Annotated in this window: 15 protein-coding genes, 3 pseudogenes and 1 CRISPR repeat array; of the genes and pseudogenes, 12 read left to right on the forward strand and 6 right to left on the reverse strand. The window is 45.7% G+C overall.

Going from position 1 to position 22,118, the window contains the following annotated elements; translation table 11 throughout:
- Positions 1–65 precede the first annotated feature (65 nt).
- The 9 genes and pseudogenes from QUA20_RS32085 to QUA20_RS22480 all read left to right on the forward strand — a co-directional run.
- Positions 66–350, forward strand: a pseudogene (locus tag QUA20_RS32085) (leucine-rich repeat domain-containing protein); the annotation flags it as partial.
- Positions 351–956: 606 nt separating this feature from the next.
- Positions 957–1,460: pseudogene (locus tag QUA20_RS32090) on the forward strand (DUF6745 domain-containing protein); the annotation flags it as partial.
- A 196-nt stretch (positions 1,461–1,656) separates the two neighbouring features.
- On the forward strand, positions 1,657–2,610 hold the full coding sequence (locus tag QUA20_RS22450; protein ID WP_333191253.1) for an ABC transporter ATP-binding protein: 954 nt from the start codon (positions 1,657–1,659) through the stop codon (positions 2,608–2,610).
- Positions 2,611–2,687: 77 nt separating this feature from the next.
- On the forward strand, positions 2,688–4,349 hold the full coding sequence (locus QUA20_RS22455; protein WP_333191255.1) for a hypothetical protein: 1,662 nt from the start codon (positions 2,688–2,690) through the stop codon (positions 4,347–4,349).
- Between the two features lie 572 nt (positions 4,350–4,921).
- Positions 4,922–7,084: a DUF4394 domain-containing protein gene (locus QUA20_RS22460; RefSeq protein WP_333191257.1), complete on the forward strand. Its 2,163-nt coding sequence runs from the start codon at positions 4,922–4,924 to the stop codon at positions 7,082–7,084.
- A gap of 163 nt (positions 7,085–7,247) precedes the next feature.
- On the forward strand, positions 7,248–7,535 hold the full coding sequence (locus QUA20_RS22465) for a hypothetical protein (protein ID WP_172192262.1): 288 nt from the start codon (positions 7,248–7,250) through the stop codon (positions 7,533–7,535).
- Between the two features lie 208 nt (positions 7,536–7,743).
- Positions 7,744–8,988: a ribonucleoside-triphosphate reductase, adenosylcobalamin-dependent gene (gene nrdJ / locus QUA20_RS22470; protein ID WP_333191258.1), complete on the forward strand. Its 1,245-nt coding sequence runs from the start codon at positions 7,744–7,746 to the stop codon at positions 8,986–8,988.
- Between the two features lie 301 nt (positions 8,989–9,289).
- Positions 9,290–10,300, forward strand: a complete 1,011-nt coding sequence (nrdJ, locus tag QUA20_RS22475; RefSeq protein WP_445304699.1) for a ribonucleoside-triphosphate reductase, adenosylcobalamin-dependent — start codon at positions 9,290–9,292, stop codon at positions 10,298–10,300.
- A 164-nt stretch (positions 10,301–10,464) separates the two neighbouring features.
- Positions 10,465–11,964: a hypothetical protein gene (locus QUA20_RS22480; protein WP_333191260.1), complete on the forward strand. Its 1,500-nt coding sequence runs from the start codon at positions 10,465–10,467 to the stop codon at positions 11,962–11,964.
- Positions 11,965–12,010: 46 nt separating this feature from the next.
- Here QUA20_RS22480 and QUA20_RS22485 read toward each other — a convergent pair whose 3' ends face one another.
- Both QUA20_RS22485 and QUA20_RS22490 read right to left on the reverse strand, forming a co-directional pair.
- Positions 12,011–12,172: a hypothetical protein gene (locus QUA20_RS22485; protein ID WP_445304698.1), complete on the reverse strand. Its 162-nt coding sequence runs from the start codon at positions 12,170–12,172 to the stop codon at positions 12,011–12,013.
- Positions 12,173–12,188: 16 nt separating this feature from the next.
- Positions 12,189–13,475 (reverse strand): Glu/Leu/Phe/Val dehydrogenase, encoded by a 1,287-nt coding sequence (locus tag QUA20_RS22490; RefSeq protein ID WP_333191262.1) that lies wholly within the window; start codon positions 13,473–13,475, stop codon positions 12,189–12,191.
- Positions 13,476–13,854: 379 nt separating this feature from the next.
- Here QUA20_RS22490 and QUA20_RS22495 point away from each other — a divergent pair, with 379 nt between their 5' ends.
- Positions 13,855–14,466, forward strand: a complete 612-nt coding sequence (locus tag QUA20_RS22495) for a DUF4126 domain-containing protein (protein WP_333191264.1) — start codon at positions 13,855–13,857, stop codon at positions 14,464–14,466.
- A 192-nt stretch (positions 14,467–14,658) separates the two neighbouring features.
- Here QUA20_RS22495 and hemH read toward each other — a convergent pair whose 3' ends face one another.
- Positions 14,659–15,822, reverse strand: coding sequence for a ferrochelatase (gene hemH, locus QUA20_RS22500; protein WP_333191266.1), 1,164 nt, complete (start codon positions 15,820–15,822; stop codon positions 14,659–14,661).
- A gap of 100 nt (positions 15,823–15,922) precedes the next feature.
- Between hemH and QUA20_RS22505 the strand changes: the two are divergent.
- Positions 15,923–16,520 (forward strand): annotated as a pseudogene (locus QUA20_RS22505) (class I SAM-dependent methyltransferase).
- 159 nt (positions 16,521–16,679) lie between these two features.
- On the opposite strand, the gene QUA20_RS22510 reads toward QUA20_RS22505, so the two are convergent.
- The 3 genes from QUA20_RS22510 to QUA20_RS22520 form a co-directional block, all read right to left on the reverse strand.
- Positions 16,680–17,822: a hypothetical protein gene (locus tag QUA20_RS22510; protein ID WP_333191268.1), complete on the reverse strand. Its 1,143-nt coding sequence runs from the start codon at positions 17,820–17,822 to the stop codon at positions 16,680–16,682.
- Between the two features lie 215 nt (positions 17,823–18,037).
- Entirely contained in the window at positions 18,038–18,754 is a 717-nt protein-coding gene (locus QUA20_RS22515; RefSeq protein ID WP_333191270.1) for a GDYXXLXY domain-containing protein, read from the reverse strand.
- A gap of 109 nt (positions 18,755–18,863) precedes the next feature.
- The gene (locus QUA20_RS22520) at positions 18,864–20,264 is read right to left on the reverse strand and encodes a DUF2157 domain-containing protein (protein ID WP_333191272.1); all 1,401 of its coding nucleotides are present in this window, start codon (positions 20,262–20,264) and stop codon (positions 18,864–18,866) included.
- Positions 20,265–20,681: 417 nt separating this feature from the next.
- On the opposite strand from QUA20_RS22520, the gene QUA20_RS22525 reads away from it, so the two are divergent.
- A complete protein-coding gene (locus QUA20_RS22525; RefSeq protein ID WP_333191273.1) occupies positions 20,682–21,071 on the forward strand; it encodes a Uma2 family endonuclease in 390 nt (129 codons plus the stop codon).
- A gap of 86 nt (positions 21,072–21,157) precedes the next feature.
- Positions 21,158–22,042: direct repeats of the CRISPR family, unit length 37 nt; unit sequence GTTTCAATCCCTGATAGGGATTTAGGTTGATTGCAAC.
- The last annotated feature ends 76 nt before the right edge of the window (positions 22,043–22,118 follow it).

Consider the following 22,118-nt stretch of genomic DNA (forward strand, 5'->3'; position numbering starts at 1 on the left):
TCAGCTTCCTCGGCTCGCTCACCAATCTGACCACACTGCATCTCTACAACAATGAAATTACCGACATCAGCTTCCTCAGCTCGCTCACCAATCTGACCACACTGAATCTCAGCGGCAATAGAATTACCGACATCAGCTTCCTCGGCTCGGTCACCAATCTGACAGAGCTGCGTCTTAACGACAATCAAATTATCGAGATCAGCGCCTTGCGCTCGCTCACCAATCTGACAGAACTTGATCTCGACTACAATCAAATTACCGAGATCAGCGCCTTGCGCTCGCTCACTAATCTGACAGAACTTGGTCTCGACTACAATCAAATTACCGAGATCAGCGCCTTGCGATCGCTCACCAATCTGACAACACTGTATCTCGAAAACAATCAAATTACCGAGATCAGTGTGTTAGGCGAACACGCACAAAAACATCTTACTCTCTCGACTATACCAATTGAGGTTGAAAAAGCCACAGCAGCAGTCAAAGTTGCCTACGCCGCTATTGGGCTAGAAAAACCCGAAGTTATTATTTGCAGCAGTCCCCACGACGCTTTTCTCCAAATCTTCAACTTGCCCAAAGGCGACCATTCACCAAACTGGTCAAACGAAGGGCATTGGAATAGATTGGGGAAAAAGCTAGACGGGAAATGGATGTCCATGTCCCCATCGATTGTGAGAGACTTTACAAGTCCGGCGGTGTGGGGGTATGAGCTCGATTGCATGACGATCGAGCCCGAAGCAGACAGCACACTGAGTTCGCTAATTTGCGAAGTGGTTGACGAATATGTGCGATCGGAACAAACGATGGGGAATATTTTTCCCGATTATTTGGAGGACCAGGAATATCCTGAAACCCCCACAACTTTGTTTAAGGAAATCTATTTGACTGAATGGTATATATCTTCATTAGGCGTCAATCTCTCCCAAAAGGCACAAGAAATACATCGCTGCCAAAAGCTGCTTTTCGAGCATTGCGGTTGGATATTTGCCTTTGAAAAGATTTGCGCGGTCTGCGATCGCCCCCGCCACCTGCGCTTTGACAGTCAGAACCGCTTGCACGCGGAAGCAGAACCTGCCATTGAGTTTGCCGATGGATGGAATTTTTACTATTATCACGGCGTCAGATTGCCTGAAAAATACGGTCAATTCCACCCAAATCAATGGCAATCCCAATGGCTTTTAACAGAAGACAATGCCGAACTGAGGCGAGTGTTAATTCAAGGAATTGGTTACGATCGCATTTGTCAAGAGTTGCAAGCAAAACAAATAGATAGTTGGCAGGAATATTCACTATTAACAATAGATAATGCCGATGTCGAGCCGATTTGTTTGTTAAAAATGACTTGTCCGAGTACGGGATTCATTCACGCTTTGAGAGTGCCGCCTAACCTGACATCAGCTAGGGAGGCAATTCGCTGGGCAAATTGGGATATCGATCCAGAGGAATTTTCCGTGCAGACTTGATATAGCAGAAGGAAGAAGGAAGAGGGAAGAAGGAAGAAGGAAGAGTTAATATTAGCAAGGATTTCAGCGATCGATAATGTCTTTGTTTTAATTTCAGAAACGAGATGACAATTCCTGGAAGAACGGGCTAGGCTAGTTGTAGACTTCTATTTCCATGCCAGGAATGCACCAATAAAACTTCATTCACCCTCCAAACATGGCAAAACAACTAGCAATAGAAACTCGCGGGCTCACGAAACAATTCGATCGCCATATAGCTGTCAATGACATCGATTTACAAGTAGCAGCCGGCGAAGTATGCGGACTGATCGGCCCCAACGGTGCCGGCAAAACTACTTTGCTGCGGATGTTGGCGGCGGCTGAGGAACCGACTACAGGGGAAATTTACATCAATGGAGATAGGTTGCTGCGCGATCGATCGCACCCGATTCTCAAACAGCGCATCGGCTTTCTTCCCGATGACTTTCCCCTCTACGACGACTTGACTGTTTGGGATTATTTAGACTATTTTGCCCGACTCTACAACCTCCAGCAACCGCGCCGCCGAGAGCGAATCAATTCCGTGTTAGAACTCGTGCAACTAACCAACAAGCGCAACAGCTTAATTTCCACCCTGTCGCGGGGGATGAAACAGCGCCTGAGTTTGGGGAGAACTATTATCCACGAACCGCTATTGCTGTTGTTAGACGAACCCGTTTCTGGCTTAGATCCGATCGCCCGAATGCAGTTTCGCGAAATTATCAAAGCTTTGCAAGAAGCCGGCATGACCGTAGTCATATCATCTCACGTCCTCAGCGACTTAGCCGAACTTTGTAGCTGGGTGGGTATCATGGAACTCGGATATCTGGTCGAAAGCGCACCCTTACAAGAACTTTACAAACGCCTCAGCCGCCAGCAAATTTTTATGTCGGTTGTAGGAAATAAATTAGAAGCGCTAACATCGGAATTAAAAAACTTTCCTTGGGTGGAAAATTGGGCAATAATCCGGGAAACTCAACAGGTGTGCGTTGATTTTTCAGGAAGCCCCGAAGATGCGGCAAATTTATTACGCGAACTCGTCGCGGCCAACATTCCCCTAACCGAATTCCACTGCACTCAAGAAGACTTAGAAACCATCTTCCTCAAGATGGGACACCAGCAAGCATCTTAATTTGCCCGTTCCCTGTTTACCCGAATAAACAGTGAGTTATAACTAAGTCGTCACCCATTACTAATCACCAATAACCAATGACACTCCACTTACTAGACAAAATAGGCAACTGGAATCCCCAGTTATTTCGAGAAATCAAAGGCCGCTTGAATACTGGCAATATTGCGATCGCCTCTGCCCTTTCCCTAAGCGGTCAACTGCTGCTGTGGATGTATTTCAGCGCCCAGATACCCGTTCCCCCGGCTCGTGGAGAGTACACTTATCCCATCCATCACAGGTTTTGCTTAGAGACTGCCAAGTCCTATGAGAAACAGTGCGTCAGAGATGCCTTGGGCAACTTTGCCATTAACTGGCCGAACTGGTGGCTAGAGATATTCATTTGGCTGAGCATATTCAGCGTCTTAGCTTTATTAGTAGCAGGGACTTATCTGCTGGTCAGCGACTTAGACAAGGAGGAACGCCGCGGCACCCTCAACTTTATTCGCCTCAGTCCCCAATTTGCCAAAACAATTTTTCTGGGCAAAATTCTCGGCGTACCAATTCTACTTTATCTAGCAGCAATTCTGGCAGTACCGCTGCATTTGTACAGTGGATTAGCCGCTCAAATACCGTTGAATGAAATTTTATGTTTCTACACGGCAGTTGCAGCTAGCTGTGCTTTGTTTTACAGCAGTGCGATGCTATTTGGATTGACAACCAGTTGGTTGGGAGGATTTCAACCTTGGTTGGCTAGCGCTACGGTTTTTGTTGTGTTTGGGATTTCTTGGTTCCCGCTCACGCGAGCTGCTTGGGATGTGGTACATTTTTTGTCTCCCCTTGCTATCCTGAGATATCAGCTTTTTCTAGTTAATAAAACTGATTTCGATTCGTTAGTTGAAAACTTAGACAAGTTGCAATGGTTTTACTCGCCAGTGGGTACAAATATTGCGAGTGGCCTTGCTTTGTCTCTCTTCGTTTGTGGTACAGGAACCTACTGGATGTGGCAGGGATGGCAGCGCCGCTTTCCAAATCCCAGCGCTACAGTTTTGAGCAAGCGGCAAAGTTATTTGGTAGTTATCTGCTGTCAGGTAATATTTTTAGGGTTTGCACTCCAATCAAGCCCTCCACCCTACGCTAATGAAGTTAGTTTACTGCTCTTGAATTTGCTGATGTTCTTAGCTTTAATTGCAGCTTTAACATCTGACAGACAATCTTTGTACGATTGGGCGAGGTATCGTCAACAAATCGTTCCCAGCAGTCAGAAGTTGTGGCGGCGCTACCCGCTACTCGATTTAATTTGGAGCGAAAAAAGTCCTGCTGTAGTTGCGATTGCGATTAATCTCCTCAGCTCAGTCATAATTTTAACACCTTTTACGCTGTTTCAAAAAATTGAGGCAAAAGAATTTTGGGACGTAATTTGCTCCCTGAATCTCATCCTAATTTACGCAGCCATCACCCAACTATTCCTATTGACAAAAACCCGAAATCCGGAAATTTGGGCTGCAGGCACTGTCGGTAGCGCTATCTTGTTGCCGCCTCTGATTTTATCTATGCTCTTGCTAACCCCAGAAAAAGCTCCTATTTTCTGGTTGTCTTCAACATTTGTTAGCTTTTGGTCTTCGTCTTTCACAGCGTCAGGAAATACGATTTTGTTCTCCATACTCAGTCAGTGGAGTGTCTTGGTGTTGTTGAACCTCAAATTGCGATCGCAACTGAGACTCGCAGGGCAATCAGCTTCTAAAGCACTGCTGAAAGCTTGAAAAAGCAGGGGAAGGGATCAAACGTGAAACTCCGATTCAGGCAGGGGCTTAAACCCCTGCCTGAAAGCTTAAGTCGTCTGAAAACGACTGCTCGACTAACTTATTATGCCAATTCCGCATTTATACTCCACTTTATATTGAGTGCTGGTGGTCGCCGCTACACACAAAGCCCACCTTCGCAGGCTTTAAGATTAAATTTGAAAAATAATTTCTAACTGTACAGATCCAAAATTATAGAGTCAGCGTATATTACTAATGAACGCAGTACAAAGTTTCATAGGTTCGCACCCTAAAAATTTCAGCTTGCCTGTTTTCAGTTGAGCTGCGATCGCGCTTGGCTGCACAGCAAACTATAAAATACGGCTAAGTGATATGTATTGAGGAGTGGGTTTATTTGAATCGGGGGGCAGGTTTATATATCGTTTTAGCTGCGTGTAATAGTTTTATGGCAACCCACCCCTACAGCCGAAAATAATAAAAATTATCCTAAAAGTGCGAATTTGTGATATTTTGACTGAGAATACCGCCGCCGTTAGGCCACGAAAGTATCAAAATTAGAGGGTGATTAGAGCATGGCAGAAATTAGAGGCACCGCACAAGCAAACGTGCTAGCAGGAACTCCAGAAGATGACCTAGTTTTTGGTTTGATGGGCAATGACACCATTGCGGGAAATTCCGGTAATGACAGCATTTTTGGAGGAAAGCAAAGCGATTTAATTGACGGGAATTTAGGTCAAGATTCGATTTTTGGAGATTTAGAGAACGATACTATTAACGGCGGAGAAGGTAACGATTTTTTAGTGGGCGGGAAAGGCAGCGATTCCATATCGGGAAACTCCGGCAATGATGTTTTGTCGGGCGATCGAGATACTGATGTCCTGATAGGCGGAGACGGGGCAGACCTATTTGTTTTGAGGCGCTACGCTGATGCAGATCCTGGTCGTACCAGCGGCGGTGCTAATTTCGCAAATGCTGACGCGATCGCCGATTTTGCAGCCGGTACAGATTTAATCGGTTTGGCGGGAGGTCTTAGTTTTAGCGACTTGAATATTCAGGAAGCTGGAAACGATACTGTTATTCAAGACCGAGTGACTGGAGAATTTCTCGCTACTCTCAGAGGGGTGAGACAAAGTGCGATTAACCAGGCAAGTTTCACTAATAATATTGGCAGCGTTGTTCCCAATCCCCCGCCTCCAGCGCTGACAACGGCTTATGCTTTAACTGCTGCTAATCGGATTGTCGGTTTTAGTCTTTCCAATCCGGGAAGTGTGATCTCAGATTTCCCCGTGACTGGATTGCAAGCGGGAGAAAATTTGCTGGGAATTGATTATCGGCCGGCTAACGGTGTGCTTTACGGTGTGGGTTCTAGCAATCGCTTGTATACTATCAATCCGAGAACCGGGGAAGCCAGTCCAGTCGGTAGCGGGCAGTTTGCTGTTCCCCTAACTCCGGGGGCTGCGGGTTTTGATTTCAATCCGACAGTCGATCGAATTCGGTTTGTCAATCAAGCCGATCAAAACGCCCGCCTCAACCCGGATACGGGAGGAGTTGTCGATTCTGACACGCTGGCGGGGGGAATTCAACTCGACGGGAATTTGGCTTACCGGACCGGCGATGGCAATTTTGGAAGTTCTCCAGGGGCTGCTGGGGCTGCGTATGTGAATAACTTTGCAGGGGGAACTTCGACAACGCTGTTTGTAATTGACAGCGATTTGGATGTTTTGGTGCGACAAGATCCGCCGAATAATGGAGTGTTGAATACGATCGGATCTTTGGGAGTTGATGCTACTAGCGTTCTCGGCTTTGATGTCAGGAGTATTGGCGGCCGCGAGGTGGCAGTGGCGGCGCTGGAAGTTGGGGGCGTTTCGGGCTTGTACAATATCAATTTAAGTAGCGGTCAAGCTTCCTTTGTCGGTCAAATTGCCGACGGGAGACAGATTAACGGTTTGGCTTTGCCTTTGCCTACAGCTTACGCCTTAACTGTCAGAAATGGCGCGGAAACAATTGTCGGTTTTAACGAGGCGGCACCGCGGGCGATTCTCAGCGACGCAGCAGTTACGGGGTTGCAGCCAGGAGAAAGTTTGCTGGGGATTGATTTTCGCCCCGCTAACAGTGTGCTTTACGGTGTGGGTTCTAGCAATCGCTTGTACGCCATCAATCCGGTGACTGGGGCTGCAACTGCTGTCGGTAGCGGGCAGTTTGCTGTTCCCCTAACTCCGGGGGCTGCGGGTTTTGATTTCAATCCGACAGTCGATCGAATTCGGTTTATCAATCAAGCCGGTCAAAACGCCCGCCTCAACCCAGATACCGGGGCAATTGTCGATTTTGACACGCTGACAGGGGGAATTCAACTCGACGGGAATTTGGCTTATGCTGCGGGCGATCGCAATTTTGCCAATCCTCCGGCGGGTGTGGGGGCTGCGTATGTGAATAACTTTGCAGGGGCAACTTCGACAAGGCTGTTTGCAATTGACACCAATTTAGACGTTCTGGTGCGGCAAGATCCGCCGAATAATGGAGTGTTGAATACGATCGGGTCTTTGGGAATTGATGCTGGTACCGTTCTCGGCTTTGATGTCAGGAGTGTTGGCGGTAACGAGACGGCTTTGGCTGCGATCGAGGTTGGCGGAGTTTCCAGCCTGTACAATATCAATTTGACGACCGGTCAAGCTTCGATTGTCGGTCAAATTGGTGACGGGCGAGGGATTAAAGGCTTAGCACTGACTTTGATTTAACTGCTAGATTCCCAGCGATTTTAGGCATCAATTATGTAGTTTTTAGGTAGAAAGTTGAAAAAAACTCAACTTTTCTACTATCTCAAATTGTCAGTCTAAAATCGTTTGGGCAATTCCCAATTCCCAATTTGAGGTAACATATTATTTTGACAACCAAGATAAGATGTTATCTCAAGTTTTTTACTTGCTACGTTCCCGCAGTGACGGCAAATATCTGTCCGCGAATCCCAATCCAGATGCGGCAGTGAGTTACCTGCTGATGTTTAGTGAAGACTATGACGCTTTGAGTTATCTCAACGCCCACGCTGCTGATGTTGCCGATCGATTCGGAGTAGAATCGATTTCCGGTTCTCAGGTAAAAAAGCTACTCGAACGTTGGGGATTTAACGGTGTGGGGGTTGTTCAAGACCCGCTGTTACCCAATATTGAGTTTTTATTGACAAAGGATTGACAATTCACAACATTTGCGCTTCACCCGGTTTCAGGAAGAAATCGGGTTTTTTGGTCAAGTTTTTAGGCGATCGCCCGATCGAGCTTGTAGAGTTCTATGCCCCATATTTAGTGCAAATTGTCAAATATATTAACCTTTTACCCTAAATCTGAATCCTGTTGTATATTCGTAGTCTGTTGATTTATTCCGACACGTCAGTACACAACCTATGGTTCGAGAATTAGAGCGATCGAGTGCCAGCGAGAAACGCAACCTGTCCGATTTCCCCGAAACAGCACCCGCAGCCAATCCAGTATTTTTCAGGACTTACAGCCGCCGTACCGAGACGGGAAGGGAGACTTGGGCCGAAGTGTGCGCGAGAACAGTCAAGGGGCTGCAAAAGCTTGGAAACCTCACCCCCGAAGAAACACAACTGCTGCACCGGATGCAAAACCAGCTCAAAACCCTCGCTTCAGGCCGCTGGCTGTGGGTAGGTGGCAGCAAATGGATTGAACAACCAGAGAATTTTTCCGGCGCATATAATTGCTCCTCAACAAATATTCTCGACTGGCGTTCCTTTGGTTTGTTGATGGATTTGGCAATGATGGGCTGCGGCACTGGGGCAGTCTTGGAACCACAATATATCAACCAACTGCCGCCGATTCGCAACCGCTTAACCCTAACCATGCAAGGCGAAATCGGCTCTACACCCGCCCAGTCGCGCCGTCAAGAAACCGAAATAAAAATAGCAGAAAAAACCGCAACTATTTATGTCGGAGATTCTCGCCAAGGTTGGGTAAACTCCTATCAAACTTTGCTGGAATTATCCACAGATGAAAGATTTGCAGGAGAAATTCAAGTATTCATCGATTTGAGCGACGTTCGCCCGGTGGGAGAACCTTTAAAAGGTTTTGGGGGAGTAGCAAATCCGGTGAAATTGCCAGATCTTTATCAGCGCTGCGCCGCTATTTTGAATAAAGCTTTAGGGCGGCAGTTAAATTCAGTTGAATGCTGCGTGTTGATTGATGAAGCTGCGGTCACAATTGTTGCTGGCAATATTAGAAGATCGGCCGGAATGCGTCAGTTTGATTCTGATGACGAACTCGGAGCAAATGCTAAAAATAATTTGTGGCAACAAGATGAAAGCGGCAACTGGAGAATAGATCCAGAACGCGATGCTCTTCGGATGGCCAACCATACGCGAGTTTTCCATACCAAACCTACACTAGAAGAATGTATTGATGCTGTCCGCAAACAGTATTACAGCGGCGAAGGTGCGATTCAATGGGCCGGCGAAGCTGTAGCTAGATCTAACGTTGATTTACTTTCAACACCGAGTCTTAGAAGTGAGTTTTTGAAAGCTTACGACGAAGGAAAAGCTAAAGAGTGGTTGCAGGAGCGCCATCCTAACATGACGGCTGGCGAGTTAGAGCATCGGTTAGTCCGTGTGGGCTTAAACCCGTGTGGTAAGTAATTTTGCCTCACGTAAAAAACCTCGCAAAATCGGAGAAGACTGAGATGTTAACTCCGAGGTAAGTAAAGGAATTAAAAATCCTTTACCACCGTAGAGCGTACCGGGTGAACCTTCTTTTTTGAAGAATATAATCCTGGCAAGAGTGCGGGGCATTTACAACTACAGTAAATGAAAAAGTACGCCGAGCTACAGGTAAAATTGAATCTGTAGAACTAAAGGATAAAAAGCCTTTAGGGTAACAAAACTGGAAATCATCGGCTCTAATTTTCACTGTAATCTTTCTGAGGTTCACCTCAATCAAATTGACCCTTACAATTTCAAAGAACAGGAGGAAGCTTTCAAGGCGGCGGCTCTATCTGTCGCGGTACTTCTCAACCACAAATTTCTTGAACCCCGCTATCAATACAGCCGCGAACTAGACCCGATTGTCGGCGTATCTTTCACGGGATTGTTCGATTTCTTCGTTCATGCTTTTGGCGTGGAGTGGCTGCGCTGGTGGGTGGAAGGCCGCCCGCAAACTCCGCAAGGAATCGCTTTTAAACAGCGGGAAGAAGAGTATTTGACTGGTTGGCGGGAGATTGTGAATCGGGTAGTTTGGGATTATTGCGATCGCCATTCCTTAAAACGCCCAAATCGCTGCACAACGGTTCAACCATCGGGTACTAAATCTCTGCTGACAGGTGCTTCTCCCGGCTGGCATCCGCCGAAAGCCCAGCGTTTCATTCGCCGAATCACTTTCGGCAAAAACGACCCCGTAGCCCTCGCCTGCATCGACTACGGATACAACGTGATTCCGTCTCAATCTGACAAAGATGAAAACGGCAATTTGCTGAACAATCCCTTCGATGAACGCTGCACGGAATGGCTGGTAGAAATACCTGTTGCGGTAAGTTGGGCTGACTTGCCGGGAGCTGATGAAATTGACATTAACAAGTTCTCAGCGGCGGCACAAATGGACTTTTATATGCAGGTGCAAAAGTTCTATGTCAGACATAACACTTCGGCCACGATTGAACTGCGCGAAAATGAAGTGGAAAGTTTGGGCACTCGGATTTATGAAGCCATTCGCGATGATGAAGGCTACATTTCCGCAGCGCTTTTGGCTCGGTTTGATGCTCTTGAAACTTTCCCGCGTTTGCCCTTTGAACCGGTGAGCAAGGAAACTTACACCAAGATGGTGGAAGAGACTTTAGCGCGCCGCCAAATAGATGTTTTTCACGCGGCACTAAGTCGTTATGATTTGGGTGAAATGATGGATTCGGGGCCCGCGGGCTGCGATTCTGATAAGTGTTTGATGCCGGAAACTAAATAGATTTAGCCATCGGCTTAAGTGTGAGAAATCCCCAAAGCCTGGGGATTTCTTTTTTTGAGTTGTACAAAAATGCTCAATAAAAACTGCGCTCTCTATTGACATTAGCTGGCGAACTTGCGAATATGATCTATAGAAATACGTCGCAGCAAATATAGAACAAAAACATGAATGCCGACGAAAATATCCTGCAATTACCCCATATCGGTTTAAAGAACAGAGCTATACTTCCCGAACTATCAGGAATATATTACGTTATAGACGAAAATTTTATAATTTGGTACATAGGAAAAGCAAAGAATCTACGTACCCGCTGGGCAGGTGACAGCCACCACAGATTCGATCAACTACAAAAGCAACGAAAAAAGCTGTTTACCATCTATTACGAGTTAGTGCCTGAATCGCTACTTGATGCTACAGAACAGGAGCGTATTGAGCAGCACAGCCCGCAGTTGAATGGAACTAAAGTCAAGGTTAAGAAATTACGTCCAACAGAAACACTATTACGGGAAACGCTAGCTAACCTTGCCCCTTACAGTTTTATATTAGGTGTAGAATCAGCCCGAAAACAAGACCTGAAGTTCATAGAAGATTCTCTGTATTGGCGAGATAACGGGAGAGTTAAGAAGGCTATTTTGCCTTTGACTGTGATACATATTTGCATAAATGTAAGCGAATTATCGACCGGGACAAGCGGGAACTCAGCGATACGTTTCATCAGAAATATTTTTAGGAAGCGCAGTAATTATTCAAAAAACTGGGAGTCGGCTTCTAAATACAAAAACAGGGCTGAATATTCAGTCAAAGTATTATTAGTTAATGGCTTCGTTATAGAAGTATGTGGAATATGGCAAGAAGCATTAAAATACATTCAAGACTATGAGTTAACTCAACTGGCTAATGTAGATATGAAGGCTGTGGATGAAGCTTCTTTAGTTATTATAAAAAATAAGTGTTTACTTAACTGCGAAGCAGGGGTATTTTTAGCTCCTGACAACCGAGATTATCCATATCATGAGTTTTGTCGCAAGGCAATAGAACGAATATATCCTTATAAACAAGATTTGGTTAAACTACTATTTAATGAAGAAATCGCTCTAGTAAGTAAGCCGCAAGTATTGCCAACAGATACCAGAACCCTACGCGATAGTAAGACGGGTCTTCTTGTCCGGCTAGCTAACCTTGCTGATAAGAAAGGATATATGACGGCATTGTTAACGGAACGCGGTCTTGACTTAAATCTTTATCGGGTTAACAAGTATTTAGAGTCCATACCAAAAGATGATAATTACATAGACAACATCGGAGATACAAGAATGACTGTCTTTATCAAGCCATTTCTTTGGAATCTCCCAGAAGTTTATTTGGCAGCCACAGTAGATAGAGTGTTTTGGTTACTGCTAGAAACTTACCTGTCGGATTTTACTAAAGTAAAGCTAAACGCAGAAGAAAGATATACAAGCAAAGCCTATGTATCGCCTCGAAGATTTATAGTACCTGCGACACTGACTGTCACCTTAAATGGGAAATGGAAAGCAGGCATCCCATTTGGTTCTAAAGATGATATGTCATATAAAGCAGTTGTAGATATTATCACAAGTCGCTTACAGGCAAGCGGAATACCTAAGCTAAAGTTCTCGTTCACATTAGATAGTATGCGCAGCTAGTTACTCACAAATCAACAGTAATATCATTTATCTCTATTTGACATCTCTATTTGAAAATATCTTTTCGCTTTTGCAGCAGCAAAGTTACGCTTAAATAAACTGCTGCGTGCAATCCTAAAATTCCCCAATTCAAAGCCAAGTTTTGCCAAGTCGGTTCGTAGACTGCACTTTTTTCAAAGAGCTGCGGTAAGATTGTACGATCGCACAATCTTACCGCACTTTTCTCAACCGTTTATGTAATAATCCCGCGTTCCCTTCGCATTCATCGCTTCTCCGAGTCGATTTAACCCGTACACGTAAGCCGCAGTTCTCATGGAAACTGACAATTCCTGAGATTTTTTCCAAATTGCCTCAGTTTCTTCGACCATTTTATGCTTCAACCGCTGGTTGACTTCATCCAGCGTCCAATAAAGTCCGCTGCGGTTTTGCACCCACTCGAAATAACTAACCGTTACGCCTCCCGCATTGACTAAAATATCAGGAATTACGTGAATTCCCCGCGTTTCTAAAACCAAATCAGCAGCAGAATCAATCGGCCCGTTAGCTACTTCAAAAATAAACTTAGCCTTAACATCATTAACATTTGCTTCAGTTATTTGATTCTCCAAAGCGGCAGGAACCAGCACGTCTACATCTAATGCTAAAAGTTGCTCATTTGTCAATATTTCGTGTTCGATAATATTGCAAACTGAACCTTCACAGTAAATAGCTTTGATACCTTTGTTAGAGTCTTTAAAGCCTCGAATACTGGGGATGTCCAGACCTTGTTTAGCATAAATCCCCCCTTGGGAATCGCTGACAGCAACAACTTTGTAACCTGCTTTCCAGAGCAGTTCTGCTATTTCTGCACCGGCATTACCAAAACCTTGTACCGCTACAGTTGTATCTTTAGGAGTTAGCTCAAATTTGGGTAGAAGAGTTTGTACTACAAAAAAAGCACCCATTGCTGTTGCCGTATCTCTGCCCAAACTACCGCCAATTGTCACTGGTTTACCAGTCACAACCGCTGGAGAAAGCTGCCGCTTAATAATATTGTACTGATCCATCATCCAACCCATAATCATGGGATTGGTGTAGACATCTGGCGCGGGAATATCGACATCGGGGCCGATGAAATCTGCGATCGCATCGACATACCCCCGGCTCAACCGTTCCAATTCCAGTTTGGACAATTCCTTGGGATTGAGAGTAATTCCGCCCTTGGCTCCTCCAAAAGGCAAGTTCAAAACTGCACATTTAAAAGTCATCCAAAATGCTAAGGATTGCACTTCATCAAGGGATACTCCCGGATGATAGCGAACTCCTCCTTTAGACGGGCCTCTGGTATTGTCGTAGCGCACCCGATAACCTTGAAAAATTCGCAGGGAACCGTCATCCATCCGCACGGGAATCGATACAATTAAACTGGATTTGGGGTATTTCAGCCGTTCGATCGTATCCTCGGAAAGCGACACATATTTTAAGGCTCGTTCTAATCGGCGACTGGCATCGGCAAATAATGAATCAGACATAATAAGACGAAGGAATAAGGAATAAGGAAGAGGTTGGAGGGAAGACAGGAGAAGAATTTGCCGGAAAGCTCTTGCTTAGCGGGCATCTTAAATTTAATTGTTCCGGATTACGTGCTGCTTTTGGGATACTTTCTAATTTAATCACAATCCCGCCTTAATTCTGCATAAGAGCCTTCTACATAAGTGCTCTCTACCTTGTGTCGATCGACAATATCGCAGTGCCAAGCAGCGATTAAGCAGATACACTTACAATAGAAGGTGATATTTAAGCTGAAGCCGCAATTTGAGTTCGATGGCTCAAATCACAGCCAGCCATCAGGGGAATTAAATTCTGAAATAGATCGAGGCTTTAGCTGACGTTATCAACTGAATTATTATTATGGTTGGACTCCTAGCCGCACTCTCTGGGTCTGCGGCAGGGGGTATGAGAATTGCCCTGCCCCTGCTGTTAATTGGTTTGTTGCGGATTGATAAACTTTGGTCGGAAATACCTCTATTGTCGGGGGTTCACCCCCAAGTGGCTATCACCATCTTGGTGAGTTGGTCGCTGTTAGAATTATTTGCTTCTAAAACCTTTGTAGGACAGCGGGTACTGCAAGTTGTGCAAATTATTTTCAGTCCCATTGTAGGAGCAATTATGGGAATTGCGATCGCTCAGGTAAGTTCGCTCGACGAAATTATTGTTCACCCTTGGATGCTGTGGATTATTGGTGTTGTCGGAGGTTTGTTGGCTTTAGTGCTGCAACTGGTACAAGCAGGATGGCTTTACCGACTGCGGGGTTTGCCGATTTGGGTAATTTTCCTCCAAGATGTTCTGTGCATTTCCTTGGTTTTGTTTGCCTTTGACGCTCCGCGGCAGGGAGGGCTAGTTGCTATGATGCTGCTGTGGCTGGCAATTCGCAGTTCTAAAGAGTGGTATCGCTGGTACAGAAGTCAGGGAATAACGGGCGATAGGGGAAATCCCCGCCGCCACAAGCGCGATCCAGATTAGTTAGTGATTAGTTATTTGTGATTAGTTATATCGTTTACAGTTGTTTCGGAATGATTTAACCGCAGAGGGCGCTGAGGAAGAGAACAGAGAGATGAATAATTCCGATCCCAACGGATTTGATATCATTAGTCATTTGTAACAACGGTCAACAGTCAACAGTCAACAGTCAACTGTCAACTGTCAACTGTCAATTTAAAGCAATCCGATCGAATGTAGCGGGCCCTGACCCGTAATTAACTCCAGCAATAGTGCCACAAAACCAATCATCGCCACACGACCGTTCCAGACTTCGGCCCCCGTGGTCAAACCCCACTCCCACTGCTCTTGAGGGTACATTTTCACTATCTTGGAAGGGCGTATAACATCAGAGAATTTAACGCTGGGAGATTCGATCGACTCGATGACTAAATCGGCCAAGGCCTCAATAAACACCGGATGAGTATTCAGGGCGGGCACTCGGTAGAAATTCAGAATCCCCGATTCTTCTGCTAATTCTCGATACTCCATGTCAATTTCTTGTAGAGTCTCGATGTGCTCGGAAACGAAACTAATCGGAACTACCAACAAATCTTGCACTCCATTTTCTGCCAATTCGGTAATGGCGTCTTCGGTGTAAGGCTTGAGCCATTCCACCGGGCCAACCCGACTTTGATAAGCTAGAGTGTGTTCGTTCGATCGGTTCAAATGTTCCATAATCAGACGAGTGCAATCTTCTATCTCGCGCTGATAGGGGTCTCCAGCCTCTTCTACGTAGCTGAGGGGGACGCCGTGGGCGCTAAAAAAGATGTGAACTCGATCGGGATCGGGATTGTGGTCTAGTTCTTGGGCTATCAGTTCCGACATTGCCTGAATGTAGCCTGGCCGCTGATACCAAGAAGGAATAGCGGTATATTCTATATCCTTGAGGGCTGGATCTTTGCCCCACATTTCTTCTAGCTGCCGGAAGCTAGAACCGCTGGTGCTGATGGAAAATTGAGGATACAGCGGCAAGATTGTCAAGTGTTCGATGCGATCGCGCTTAATTTTGGCGATCGCCTCTTCAGTAAAAGGATGCCAGTAGCGCATCCCCACGTACACTCGAGCATCCTGTCCCTTTTTTTGCAAGAGTTCTTGCAGCGAAGCGGCTTGTTCCTCGGTAATCCGCCGCAAAGGAGAGCCGCCCCCGATTTGGCGGTAGTTTTCCTGGGATTTCTGAAAACGCAGGGTCGAAATCAACCAGGCGAGCGGTTTTTGCATCCACGGAAACGGAATGCGAATGATTTCCGGGTCAGCAAACAAGTTGAACAGGAAAGGACGGACATCCTCGATTTGATCTGGCCCGCCCAAGTTTAATAGCAATACTCCCACACGACCCATAGCGGTTACAGCTCTCCCATCGTCTCAGTTCTGTTATTTATCTTTATCATATAACTTAATAATATCTTAAGTCGATAGCAAGGTATACATAATTTTGACTGTGGCAACAATTTTTAGAGATTTAAGTTATCGGTATCAGTGGCTCTACGATACGATCGCGCGTGTTGCTGATTTGAGCGCAGGCGGCGAGGCTCGTTTGAGCCAACTAGCCTTGCAAAATTTGACCGTCAGCGCGGAAACTAAAGTTTTAGACCTTTGCAGCCGCAGCCGTCAAACTACGCAGTTTCTGGTGCAATATTCCCAGGCTCTCACAGGACTTGACGCTTCGCCATTATCTCTGCAACGGGCAAGAAAAAATGTACCATCAGCCAATTATGTAGAAGCTTTTGCTGAGTCGATGCCTTTTCCCTACAGTCTGTTTGACAGGAGTGCACAGCAGCATTGCGATGCACGAAATGCGATCGGCGCAGTTGCGAGAAATCTTTCTGGAAGTATACCGGGTGCTTAAGCCAGGTGGTCTATTCATTTTGGTAGATTTTCATCTCACAAACCCGGTATTTTGGCCGGGGTTGGCTGTATTTTTGTGGTTGTTTGAGACTGAAACTGACTTGGGGAGTTTGTTGGCAGAAGTGGGATTGCGATCGTACAATTCCGAAGAAGCTCAGCAACCAAAACTTTATGCTGGCGACAGCATTTAAGTAATCCAAGTTCAAAAGTCAAAAGTCATTAGTCATTAGTAGACAAGATTGCAAAACACACAAACAATGGGGAAAAGCATCTGCGTTTATCTGCGGTTTCCCTATCAATCAAAAAATCTGCAATAAGTCTACTAATGACTAATGACTAATGACTCCTAACTAAACAAACTTTTTCGCTTCTGCCAAAGCCGCCTCAAACTTGAGCAATACATCCTTTTCTGTGTGAATAACTTTCTCTTGTTCCAGCAGCGGGCGGCCAAAGCGAAAAATGCCGTCCTGTTCTACGTGGTCTACATAAGGCAACGTTTCTGGATGCGGCAAAAATTTTCTGCCGATTGTGTACGGCGTGTGGAAAGAAAAACTAAAATCGGGAAACTTGTCGCTCTTGATTTCCAGGTAGTAAAGCGAGTAATAATCTTTGGTTTCGGAGTACACACATTCGCGGCACTTATTTACAAGTTTGCGGTTCTGATAGAAAAACTCCCACTTGTCCCAATAGTAGCCATCTTTCATCATTTCCTGGTGGTCGTCGCACAGTTCTAGATATAATTTGTCAGCATCCGCCGGACGGTAGAAGTAAAGCATGGCGTAGGGCATCTCAATCAGTAACTTGACAGCTTGATTTTTTCGCTGGTACCATTCCTGCTGGTGAGTTTCGTATACTTCCTTATATTTAATTGCTTTAAAGCTGTTGAGCTGATTTTCTTTGGCCCACCGCGACGCCCAAACAGTCCAGTAAGCTAGCTGGAAGGTTGCTGAAATTTCCGCCGAACCTTGTTCTTTCCAGTCGGCAATGATTTTTTCCCAAGCTGAACTAAAAGCTCCTCGGGATTGTTCGTTTTCGGCGCGGTTTTCTGTATTGATTGGGGAGGCTGTTGGGCGATGATTTGGAATCAGCCCTTTGGGTTCTTTGCGCCAATTATTAATATCGGTTTCCGTTAGACTTAAGATGAATCTTCTGTCGTGAACGGGATATTCTAAATGGATTCCCGATTTGCGAAAAGAGCGGTATTCTAGTATAGGGAGTTTGCCTTGTTCAATCCACTGCTGCCGTTCTGCTGGCGAACACTTGAGTATTGCTTCTAATTCTACGGGATCGACGGCTAATTCACTTTTGAAGGTCTCCCAAAATCTTTCTTGTTCGGCTGGATTTACTTCCAGCACGGATACAATTTTGCTGACGAGGTAATCGGTTTTGTCTTGGCAGTTGTCGGGAAGTCCTAAAAATTCGAGGAGTTTGGTCTTGAGTATGCGTCTGGCAGAGATTAGCTCGGCTAACATGAGAAGCTCCAGTAGAGTCATGACTTGCGCCCTTGAATTGGCAAGATTTGCGCAAGTCTTATATATCTTAATAGATTCTCCTGGGTTGTTGACAATTGAAATGTCCGCGCCAGCGAAGCTATCCCGAACCCGGGTGCCTTCGGGAATGGTAGGGAATTGCCCAACCTCCGCTCCATGCTTAAGCCAAAATACTCAAAACAAGGCTAAAAGACCGATCGACCTTTTGCCCTTATTGGCTAAAATCGATAATTGCGATCGCGCACCCACAAACTCACAGGCACAGCATGGCCTGTTTTGTCAACCTTTACTTCTACCAAAAAAGATTGTCGCTGATTCCTTTGAGCTTCGCTAATCTCCTGATTGACTTTTTCCCTTTCATCCTCTGGCATATAATAAGTTTCTAAGCCGTATTCCATCCGCCAACTGTTATATTTGCCCTTAATTGCGATTTGATTGGCGGGCAAATTGGCGGGATTTTTGAGACTGACGCGGACGGGTTTCCAAGCTTGGGGGCGGCCCGGATTAGTCGCCGCTTTTGGGGCTTCTAAGATTACATAAAAACTGGTTTGCGGCTTGGGATTGTGCGTATTTTGCGGACAAGCAACCCCGGGCGGACAAGGTGTTTTTTCGGCAGGTAAATCTTTCCAGCCGGGGAGTTTTTCGAGATTGGTGCGATCGGAAATATCATAGCTCAAAACTTGGTAATATCCGCGCAGCAAACCGTAAGGGTCTACTGGTGCTGTTTGCAGAACAACTGTTTTGCCAGTAATAAAAGTGTAAACTGCGGTGGCGGGTACTGCGGCAATTAGTCCGATTTGCAGGAGCAACGGAACCCACAGCCGCCACGCGGGAAGGCGTTTTGCCTCCGGGGGAAGGGTGAAGGATGGGGGATTAGCGCCGATATCTGCTATTTCGGAACTTTGAGCTGTTAAATCTTTATTTTCGGTGTTCATATTGGGAATTGGGAATTAGTTCGCAGAATAATATCGTTGACCTTTGAATCGAGATAATCATCTTCCCAGTACAGTGCGACCGGGACGCTCGCACTATAGTAGAATACTCCTATTGATCGGGGATTTTTGCGAAGTGGCGCTCGAACCACAAACCCGCAGCAATTACGCCAATTCCGCACAAAACAAAGACAAAAGATTTGAGCAACAATCCTGTGTTGTATTCAAACACTCGGCTGATAATTTGCAGGGTGATTAATACCATGCCTCCCCAAAAAGTCTGGCGGTTTCCTAAAGCTAAACCTTCTCGAATTAAGCCGACAGCGAGCAAAAATAAGCAAACATTGAACAGAAAAGTCGCTAATTGAGGAAGGGGAGTGAAATTGAGGTGAATAAGCGGTATTAAGGCGCTGGCGAGGATTAAAATGCCGATCGCACTTGTGGTCAAATCCACTGCTTTTTGTTTGGGTCGCCGCAGTTCCAAACGTCCCAAACGCAGCCATTCAAACAGCGTGAAACCGCCCAAAACAACCACATTTGTCAGCAAAACCCAATCCGGCTTAGTTTGCCCAGGATTCGGCAAATCTTGCCACCACCAGTGGAAAGAAAGAACATAAAACACACCGGCGAGAAACAGCAGTGCTAAACTGCGGGCGGTAGGTTGAAACAGCCTGCTGTGTACCTTCGGCCACATTGCATCGTCGTATCCCCACAGCAAAGCGGGCGGTAGGGCGCAAAAAATTGCAGCAGCCCAGGTTAGATTTAAGCCTTGGGCAATTGAAACTTGTAGGGAAAAAATTATCGCGATCGCACCTATGGCAAAAATAGCACGCGATCGACACCAATAAGCCAGCGGCACAAACATTATACTGGCTGCGATCGGCATTTGCCGCACCAAAACTTCCAGCCAAGAAAACTCGACTTTAGAAGACCAATCTAACACCGCCAGCCAATAGCCCAAACCGATTAAAAGTGCGGACAAAACGCCCAAGGAAGTCAACCGCAAACTGTAAGCCATTCCGAGTACGCCGATTCCCCAAGCAAGGAAAAGTCCGTAGGAAGAACCGCCAATGTGGAACATTTGCGCCATCAATGCCATATTTGCTCCTAAAATCAGAGCACCTAACAGCAACAATCCTTCACCTAGGAGTTTGTTTCGCCCTTTTGTTGCGGGCATATTGGGATTGGAGTTTTTGCTTCGGGATGGGGGAATTCGCCACAGATAGAAACCTGCTGCATTGACTGCTACGAAAAGACTTAGCAGCAGTGCAACTCTCACTTCGCGCGACCAAACTTGCCAGTTTGCGGCTACAAAGGTGATGACTCCTATACCGAGGAGAATGCCGCCGAGACTGATGAGAATGCTGAGGAATCGGTTGCGGGAGGCGGTTTCGAGTGTGTTGAATTGGTAGCGTTCCGAAAGTTGTTGGTACAATGAAGTGTCGATGAGTCCTTCTGCTTGCCAGAGTTTGGCTTGATCCCGCAACTCGCGTCGAAATTTATCTGAAATCATTGTTTATATTCCAGAGGATTTGAACTGTGATAGTTATTAATATGTCACTTGTGGGTTGATTGTCGATCGAGGCTGGGACACCTGCTGAACTTGCACAGCAGATTTGATTGATATCCTTCGGCTGTTGAAACCGTTTCTACATAAACAAACTCCCAGCATAAAGGAACGAATAAATCAAGGAATGTAATATTATGGTACAAGCTCAATCTAAAAAATTAACTTTTGACGAGTACCTTAATTACTCAAATGATACGGGTCAACGCTATGAGTTAATTGATGGGGACTTAATAGCTTTGCCACCAGAATCTGAACCTAATAATTTCATTGCTAACTATCTATTTTTCTATCTTGCTAGCAGCGGGCTAGTGCCACTTAGACTAATTAAAACGCAGGCGTTGCGAGGTTCAAGTTGCCGTTTTGCGATCGGGAGATGCTGCCAACCGCTACCCCGATTTGATAATTCTGGAACCTGAACACATTCCGCTGACAGCAACCAGGCTAACTATCACTTTCGATATGCTGCCTCCTCGGTTTGTTGCGGAGGTAGTCAGTCCGGGTAGAGTGGGCAGGGATCGGGATGACGATCCTCTTCGAGGGCTTCGCCAACGCAAACGAGCTCAGTACGCAGCGCGGGGCATCGCAGAGTATTGGGTTATCGATCCAATTGAACAAGTAGTGACACTTTTGCGGCTTGAGGATGGGCAATATGTTGAGGTTGGGGTGTTTCGGGATGGAGAGCGCATAGTATCTCCGATGTTTCCACAGCTAAGTTTGACGGTTCAACAGATTTTGAGTGGAGAGGTTTAAGGGCGGATCAATAGCTAAGTGGTTAGCATTCATCTAACCACCTACCGATTAGTGAAAATCTCCACCCTCAACCTGATTAAGGCCATGTTTCCATCCCTAATAGGGGTTTAGTTTGATTGCGGCGAAGAAAGAGTCAGGAGTCAGGAGTCAGGAGAAGAATACCCTCTTTCCTCCTGTCTCCTCCTCTCCTGAATACTTCCGAAAGTTTCAATCCCTGATAGGGATTTAGGTTGATTCCAACTCGTTCGGATGGACGGCTCAATATCTCGACAAGAAGTTTCAATCCCTGATAGGGATTTAGGTTGATTCCAACGAAAACCATTTTCGAGTCCGGGCAGTCGCGGGTGTTTCAATCCCTGATAGGGATTTAGGTTGATTCCAACTGAGTAGAATGTTATGTTGATGAATGCAAAAATTAAGGCGATGGTTTCAATCACTGATAGGGATTTAGGTTGATTGCAACCTTCGTGCTCGTAGCCGATCAGGGGATGGTGAAAGCGTTTCAATCCCTGATAGGGATTTAGGTTGATTGCAACCCCCTGCGTTGCGAGAACAACCAGGAGCCGATGTTTCAATCCCTGATAGGGATTTAGGTTGATTGCAACGGGTTTTTTTCAGCGATTTTTGCTACAGTTTGATAGCGTTTCAATCCCTGATATGGATTTAGGTTGATTGCAACGGCTTGGCTCGATTTAGGGATTGTTTTCCCAGATGAGTTTCAATCCCTGATAGGGATTTAGGTTGATTGCAACAACTTCTTATTACTTAGGCAAAAGCTTTTATCTAGAGTTTCAATCCCTGATAGGGATTTAGGTTGATTGCAACGTTTGGTGTCGCGCTAGCCCCTATGGGCTTCATGGTGTTTCAATCCCTGATAGGGATTTAGGTTGATTGCAACAGAGCAATTAGAGCAAGCAGTTAAGAAGGGAGAAAAGTTTCAATCCCTGATAGGGATTTAGGTTGATTGCAACTAAGGAATGAAAATTTAATAACATTAGCGTCTGCTAAATAGTCGGAACTGCACGATAATTCCATTTTGGTAGATAT

This window comes from Microcoleus sp. Pol7_A1, assembly GCF_036701085.1.
Lineage (GTDB): Bacteria > Cyanobacteriota > Cyanobacteriia > Cyanobacteriales > Microcoleaceae > Microcoleus > Microcoleus asticus.